Here is a 7,657-nt window from a genome sequence, read left to right as displayed (position 1 = left end):
GTTCCGCGGCGAGCGGGGGCGGAGCGGGCGCGGGCCGTGGCTGCTTCGCATCCTCCAGTGCGCGTTGGACCGCTGCCTTCAAGGCCTCCAGCTGCCCCGGCCGGTCCTGCTCCCATCCCAGGGACCAGACGCGGTGCAGCCGCCAGCCCAGGCCCTGCAACACCTCGGAACGCAGCCGCTCGCGGTCCCGTGCGTTCGCCGCGGAGTTGTAGCGGGGGCCGTCGCACTCCACGCCCAGGATGTATTCGCCGGGGCGCTCGGGGTGGACGACCGCCAGGCCCACCCGGTAGCCGCCGCTCCCCACGTCGGTGTGCACCGTGCATCCGGCTTCGCGCAGTGCTTGCGCGACCTGCTGCTCCAGCGCGTCCGTCGGCTCGCGCTCGGCCGCGGCTGCCGCGAGGGCGTCCGCTTCAGCGGCCCGGCGGAGGAAGTCCCGCAGATGGCGCACGCCCACCGAGGCGGTCCGCGAGAGGTCGATCTGATCATGCGTCAGCGTGGAGTAGACCCGCAGGGCGCACCGCGCGCGGGTCACGGCGACGTTCAGGCGCCGCTCACCGCCCGCACGGTTCAGCGGACCGAAGCTCATGCGCAGCTTCCCCGCGGCGTCCTTCGCGTAGCAGATGCTGAAGAAGATCTCGTCCCGCTCGTCGCCCTGGACGTTCTCCAGGTTCTTCACGAAGACGGGCTCGGACGAGGCGAAATGCGCCTCGACCTCCGGGAAGCGCGCCCGCTCGGCTTCGAGCAGCTCGAGGATGACCTGCTGCTGGACGGCGCTGAAGGTGACGACGCCGAACGTCCGCTCGTGCGGTGCGTGGCGGCGCAAGGCCTTCACCAGATCCGCGACCAGCACCTCCGCTTCGCGGGGATTGATGGCGGCGGACTTCCCGCTCAGCTTGGACTGATAGACCCCATCCGGGACGTGGCGCCACTTGACGCCCAGGTCTTCCACGCGAGCACGCGCGGCGGGGAACACATGGAGGCGGCCCGCGTAGTACTGCCGGTTGCTGAAGTCGATGAGGCTGTCGTGCCGGCTGCGGTAGTGCCAGCCCAGCATCTGCTGGGGGAACTGCTTCGCCAGGGCCTCCTCCAGGATGCTCTCCAATTCGATGACGTCGTTCTCGTCCGGGATCGCCTCCGGGTCCTCGCCCCGGGTGAAGAAGGTGGTGGGCGGAAGCTGCTTGGAGTCGCCGACGATGAGGGCCTGGTCCGCGCGGGCCATCGCGCCAATGGCGTCGTGGGTGCCAATCTGCGAGGCCTCGTCGAAGACGAGCAGGTCGAAGCGACGGCCGTCCGCGGGCAGGTACTGGGCGACGGAGAGCGGGCTCATGAGGAAGCAGGGCTTGAGCCGCCGGGACAGGCTGGGAATGGAGGTCAGCAGCTTGCGCAGCGGCATGTGTCCCCGCTTCTTGCGCAGCTCCCGCGAGAGGATGCCGGGCTCCGAGCTCTCCGCGGCGAAGGCGACGCCGGACGGCAACTTCTGCTCCAGCGTGGAGATCACCTGCTGGCGGGAGAGGACCACGTGCTCGCCGTCGAGCTGACGGAAGCGCTCCACCCGGGTGGAGTGGGCACGGGCCTCGAAGTCACGCAGCGCGGGCTCCCTGTCCCTCAGGGCATGGGTCCACGCGGTGAGGACCGCGCGCTCGAAGGCCGTGCCCAACTGCTCTTCCGTGAGGCCCTGGGCTTCCACCGCGTCCACGAACGGTCCGTAACCCAGCGCGCGGACCTTGTCGGCCTGGGCCTGGTGGAGGCACCACGTCCTCAGGGAGCGGAGTCCTGACTGCCAGGCGTCCAGCTGCCGGCGCAAGGAGGCGCGGTGGTGAGGTGTGGTCGCGCTCTCCCAGGAGCGGGTTTTCACCATGGCGCTCAGTGCCTCCTCGGCACGCGTGAGGCGCTCCATTGCACTTCGCAGCGCCTGGGTCTGGGTCGCCAGCAGCTCGCGGGAGGCCGCGTCCGTGGGGACCTGGACCCTGGCGACGCCCAGGACTCCTCGAAGGTCGCGAACCCTCAACGCGCGGGTGGAGAGCCCCTCCACCGCTTCGGCGTGTGACAGGTCCCGCGAAGGCACGCCCCGCAGCGTCGTCGCGAGCGCGTTGGCCTGGTCGGAGAGCCTCGGTCTCCACTCCTGCACCTGTCGCGCGGTGGCGAGGTCCTTCTCGATGTCGCGGTTGGAGGGCAGTCCCTTGGAGGCAAGTGACGCGAGCTGTTTCCGCGCGCTTCGCAGGAAGAAGAAGGCGAAGAGGAAGAATGCCCCGGCCCACTTCTGGAACCGGGCGTGAAGGGCCGCCAGATCCAGGGTGAGCAGCCCCGTCCCCCAGCGCGAGGCCAGCTGGGTTTCGCGAGTGGACTGCTCGCGCAGGGCGAGCGACTGCTCCTGGAGCTTTCGCGAAACCTCGGGCCACGCATCATCCAGCAGCGCGACGGAGGGCACCGGCCCACTGGCCAGGACCTCCCCCAACTCGACCAGGGGATGCAGACCCTGCGTCGAGGCGGGGACGTCGATGCCGGTGGAGGCCGCGAGCGCCGTGGCCGTCTGCTCCACGCCGTCGAGCGCGGCGCGGGTCTCGGTCAGGGAGTCTCGGAGCTGCTGCTCGAAGGCATGGGTCCACGTGACACCGCGAACCGGCTGCCACGGATGCGGCCCCAGGGCCCTCAAGGCGCGAAGCGTGCTGGCGAGTCCTTCCACTTCATGACTGGCTTCGCGAAAGCGCGCTTCCGTGAGTTCGCCAGGGGAAGGAAGGCTCAGGTGCACGTCCGGGGCATCCCCCAGGGACAGGAGCCGGCCGGTCGCGCCATAGAAGCTGAGCCCCAGGGGCCAGGGCCGATGGAGTGCCCGGACGTAGGCGTTGAGCGCCTCCCGCTGGGAGGTGAGTTCGTCTGAACGCGCCTTCCAGGGTGGGACGGGCGTTTGCCGGGTCCGCTCCCAGGCCCGGCCGAAGGACGCGAGCACTTCCTTCTTGTTGCTCTTGTGGCTGTGAAGCTCCAGGCAGAAGTCCTCGAGCCCCACGTCCCGGAGCCGCCGGTACACGACGTCCAGCGCCGCCATCTTCTCCGACACGAAGAGCACGCTCTTGCCCCGGGCAATCGCGGCGGCGATCAAGTTGGTGATGGTCTGTGACTTGCCCGTCCCCGGAGGTCCCTGGATGACGAACGAGCGTCCAGAGAGCGCGGAGGCGATGGTGGCGAGCTGCGTGGAGTCCGCGTTGACGACGCAGGGCAACTCCCCGGCCGGGACGTCGGCGTCCAGTTGCTCCGGCTGGAACTCCGTGCCGCTCGCGGGTGGCGCGGAGGTGCTGGCGGCGGCGATGTGGCGGACCAGCGGGTTGGAGAGAAGGACTTCTTCGTTGTCCTCCAGGTCCTTCCACATCAGGAACTTGGTGAAGGTGAAGAGCCCCACGTGGGCCTCTTCCAGCACCTCCCAGCCGGCCTGCTTCTGGATGGAGGTGCGGACGGCGCGGAGGATGGCGGGAACGTCCACCCCCTTCTCGTCGGGCTCGAGCGAAGTCAATGCACTGACGTCGAGGCCGAACTCGCGCTTGAGCTTCTCCACCAGGGTGACGTTGCCCAGGGGCTCCTCGGGGAGCCGCTCGATGCGCAGTCGCTCACGGGCGCGGTCCAGGCGGAAGGCGACGGGGTAGAGCAGCAGCGGGGCGAGCCGCGCCGTCGAGGGATCGCCCGGGTCGAACCACCGCAAGAGTCCGATGGCGATGTAGAGCGTCTGGGCGCCGCCTTCCTCCAGGTCCGTGCGTGCCGTGCGCTCCAGGTACCTGGCGCGGGACCAGAGCTCGGCTTCACGGAGCGGGGAGTGGATCAGTCCCTTGTCCAGGTCGCCGCGACGGCGGGTGGCGACCTCCTCCCCGGTGCCCCGGGCCTTCAGGAGCTTCGCTTCACGGGCATCGAGCGAGTCCATGTCCGGGGCGGGGATGATCTCGAAGGCCTCGCCTCCCGCCAGGCTGTCCTCGAACGCGCCGAGGTCCGGCATGTGGAGCTCCAGGGCGCTCCGCGTGTCGAGCCGGAAGTTGAGCAGCTTGTTGCGCAGCGTCAGGTCGAGCAGCTTCTCCTTCCAGCGGCTGAAGCGCGTGAGGACCTGGGCGCTCGGGGGTTTCGGTTCGACGGGTGGAGGCGCCGCCGCGGCGCTTTCGAGGATCGTCCGGATGCGCGCGTGTGCAGGCTCGCTCGACACCTGCTCAGCGGGTGGGGCCTCCACGGCGCGAAGGGGAAGCGGGCGGTAGCGATCGAACCGGAGGACGCTCACGTCGAGCGCGGCCACGAAGCGGCTGTCCTCCGAAAGGTGCTTGAGCCCTTCGCTGATGGCCCGCTCGAAGGGGGGACGCCCGGCGCCCACCGCCGTGGAGGAGTCGAAGGGGAGCAGGTGCCCCAGTGCGACGAGGTTGCGCAGCCGGGCCGCGTCCTCCACGAGCCCTTCCGGGAAGCGTTCGTCGATCAGCCACACCGCGGGGAACGCATGGCCCTGGACGAGCAGGAGCAGGGGGTGGAGTCCCATGGCCTCCAACGCGGAGGCGAAGAGGAGGGTGAGGTCCAGACAGCACCCCATGCGTTCCTGGAGGAGCTGATCCGGTAGCCGCACCTTCTGTCCATGAGACTCGAAGCTGGCGGGGAGCTCCACGTACCCGAGTTTCAAGGCCTGCACGGCTTCGTAGAGCGCGGCGGCCATGGCCCGAGCATGGCTGGGATTGCGCTTCTGGTAGCCGCTCAGGCCGCCGTCGCCCAGGGCCTGCTCCAGCAGGTTCCGCACATCCTTGAGCAGTTCGGGGATAACGGGATGGTTGGGCGTGACGAAGGTGGCGAGCAGGCCCAGCGGGGCGCGCGTTCCAGGCCAATGGTTGTAGGGGAGGACTTCGACATCCAGGGCTCCCTCGCGAAGGAGCGTGGCGTCCTCACGAAGCGCCCATCGGAGTTGGGCCCGCTCCGCCTCCACGACCGAGCGCAGGCGCCCGGCGGGCAGGCGCAGGTCGATGACCCCGAGGTTGGCTTCCTCGCCCGGAGGCAGTGGCGGCACGGGGAGCTGAAGGGGCTCTCCCAGGTCGGGCAGCAACTGCAGCTCGAGTGTGGTCGGTCCCAGTGCCCGCTCACCTGTATTCCGGATGAGTGCCTCCCGGATGAGCGGAACGCCGCTCTGCTCCATGGCGAAGTTCAACGTGGGTGCGCTGAGCAGCTCCACTTGGACCGGAGGAACCGCCGGGACAGGAATGGCCGTGGACATGGGACCTCGAGTGCGGGTGGCCAAGGCGACACATCCCGCTGACCGCGACAGCATGCCACGCGTGCGGTTGTCCAAGGATCCACGGGGGAGGGCGGGGTCTTTTGGCCCCCCTCCCATGGGCGATGGACATGCCTCGGAGGGAGTCTTTGCGTGGCCCTTCAAGGGCATGAATGGGATGGAGGTGGAAGACGTCGGACGCTCCATGGTGGTTCCTCCTGAGAGGCCTTCGCTCCGTGCGCTTCTTCCTGACCCTCCCGGACGGCCGTTCCTTCCCGCTGGAGAAGCCGGTGGTGTCCGTGGGCTCCGAGCCCGCGTGCGACGTCGTCCTCTCCGCACCGGGGGTGAAGGGCAGCCACGCCCTGGTGTTCCGTGACGCGCGCGGGTGGACGGTGTCCGCCGCCAGCGCGGACTGTGACGTCCGGGTTCGTGGCAAGCGGGTGGAGCTGGCGCCGCTGGAGCCGGGGGAGTCCTTCAGCGTGGGCAGGGCTTCGCTCACGCTGATGGTTTCGGAGGCGCCGGTCCGGGTTGAGCCTTCCTCGACGCCGTCCCGCCTGCTGGGCGTGCTGACGGACTTCGCTTCGCGGCTGCTCGTGCAGCGCCCTGCGTCGGAGCTGCTGGAGGCGGCGCTGCGGGGCATCGCGGACGTCACCTCCGCGGACGTGGGGTTCCTCGTGTCGGTGGAGGGGGACCGGCGGCAGGTGCTGGGGGCCACCGGCTCCGTGCCGGCTTCGGTGGTGGTGGACAGTCTGGTGGATCAAGTCGTGGGCTCGGGGGCTCCGGTGCTGGTGCCGGACATCGCGGCGGATGCGGCGCTCGCGGGGGCTCCCAGTGTCCTGGTGTTGCGGCTGACGTCCGCGCTCGTGCTGCCACTTCGCGCGGGCTCCGCGCCCCTGTGCGCGGTGTACCTGGGACGGCGCCTGGGCAGCCCTCCGTTCTCGACTCGCGAGTTGGAGGAGGCCATGGCGCTGTCGTCGCTCGCGGCGCTGCTGCTGGCCACGTCGCGGGAGCTGACGGAGCTGCGCGCCCAGGTGGACAGCCTCACGCAGCGGATCGCCGCGGCCACGTTCGAAGGGCTCATCGGTGAATCCCCGGTCATGCGGAACCTCTACCGGCAGGTGGAACGCCTGGGGCCCACGTCCCTGCATGTGCTCATCCAGGGAGAGACGGGCACGGGGAAGGAGGAGGTGGCCCGCGCGCTTCACCGGCGGAGCGGCCGGCGCGGCCGGCTGGTGGCCATCAACTGCGCGGCGCTTCCGGAGTCCCTCATCGAGCGTGAGCTGTTCGGCCACGTTCGCGGGGCGTTCTCCGGCGCGACCTCCGACCGCGCGGGGCTGGTGGAGGCGGCGGATGGGGGCACGCTGTTCCTGGATGAGATTGGAGACATGCCGCTGCCGCTCCAGTCGCGCCTGCTGCGCGTCGTCCAGGAGCACGAGGTGACGCGGCTGGGCGAGCATCGTCCCCGCAGGGTCGACATGCGCGTCGTGGCCGCCACGCATCAGCCGTTGAAGGCGCTCGTCGCTCGGGGTGCCTTCCGGGAGGACCTCCTCTTCCGGCTGGACGAGGTGCGCCTGGAGGTGCCCGCGCTGCGGGAGCGCGGTGAGGACGTGCTGCTCATCGCGCACCATGTCCTGAAGCAGGAGGGGGCGCGTGCGCGGGGCTTCACGCAGAAGGCGGCGGAGGCCCTGCGCGGTCATCCCTTCCCGGGCAACGTCCGCGAGCTCGTGTCTCGCGTGCGGCGCGCGGCCATCCTGGCGTCGGGGGAGCTCATCGGCGTCGAGGACCTGGACCTGGCCGCGGACACGGCACCACGGGTGCCCCTGGATGAGGCTCGCGATGCCTTCGTGCTGCGCTATGTGCGCGAGGCCATTGCCCGCAGCGGAGGCAGCAAGAAGGAGGCGGCCCGGGCTCTGGGCATCGGTGTGCGCTCCGTGTTCCGATACCTGGGGGAAGAGGACTGAGAGGCCTGATTGCGTGCGCGTGTCCTATTGTGGCGATTGCTCGCAGCTCTTGTCGTCGTGGCCGTGAGTTGTGCCGAAGCACCGGTGGCACCCAGTGCTGGTGCGGTTCGGATGTGGCGTGGGCCGCTCATGAACGTGCCAGGAGGCGGGCAGTTCCGCACCGTCATCTACTATGGGCCGTGGCAGTGCAGCTCCCAGCTCATGACCTATTGCCAGGAGAAATGCGCGGGAGGCGGCCACGTCCTCCAGGGATGCATGTGGCTGGCGGACGTGAAGATGGATTTTCAGGGCACGCTGATTCAGGCCGGCAGCCGGTTTGGGATGGCGCATTGTTGCTGCAACTACGGAGCACTGAGGGGATGAGAAAAAATTAACGATTCTGATGCATCCAAAGGATGCATAAGCGCTGCTGTGCGAGCATGAATCGCCATGGCGGGGAGCAAACGGCCGCGAGTGCGTGTGCTCCGGCCGAAACGGA

At 69.5% G+C, this 7,657-nt stretch carries 2 protein-coding genes; one reads left to right on the top strand and one right to left on the bottom strand.

Annotated elements, in window-relative coordinates; translation table 11 throughout:
* Positions 1 to 5,221, bottom strand: a 5,221-nt coding sequence (locus tag D7V77_RS38700) for a DUF4011 domain-containing protein (RefSeq protein WP_120581237.1), incomplete at its 3' end; no start/stop codon positions are given.
* A 233-nt stretch (positions 5,222 to 5,454) separates the two neighbouring features.
* Between D7V77_RS38700 and D7V77_RS38695 the strand changes: the two genes are divergently transcribed.
* The gene (locus tag D7V77_RS38695) at positions 5,455 to 7,179 is read left to right on the top strand and encodes a sigma 54-interacting transcriptional regulator (RefSeq protein WP_120581236.1); all 1,725 of its coding nucleotides are present in this window, start codon (positions 5,455 to 5,457) and stop codon (positions 7,177 to 7,179) included.
* The last annotated feature ends 478 nt before the right edge of the window (positions 7,180 to 7,657 follow it).

Source organism: Corallococcus sp. CA041A (assembly GCF_003612075.1).
GTDB lineage: Bacteria > Myxococcota > Myxococcia > Myxococcales > Myxococcaceae > Corallococcus > Corallococcus exiguus.
Note: the sequence above shows the minus strand (reverse complement) of the source record. Positions and strands in the feature narration are given on the sequence as shown.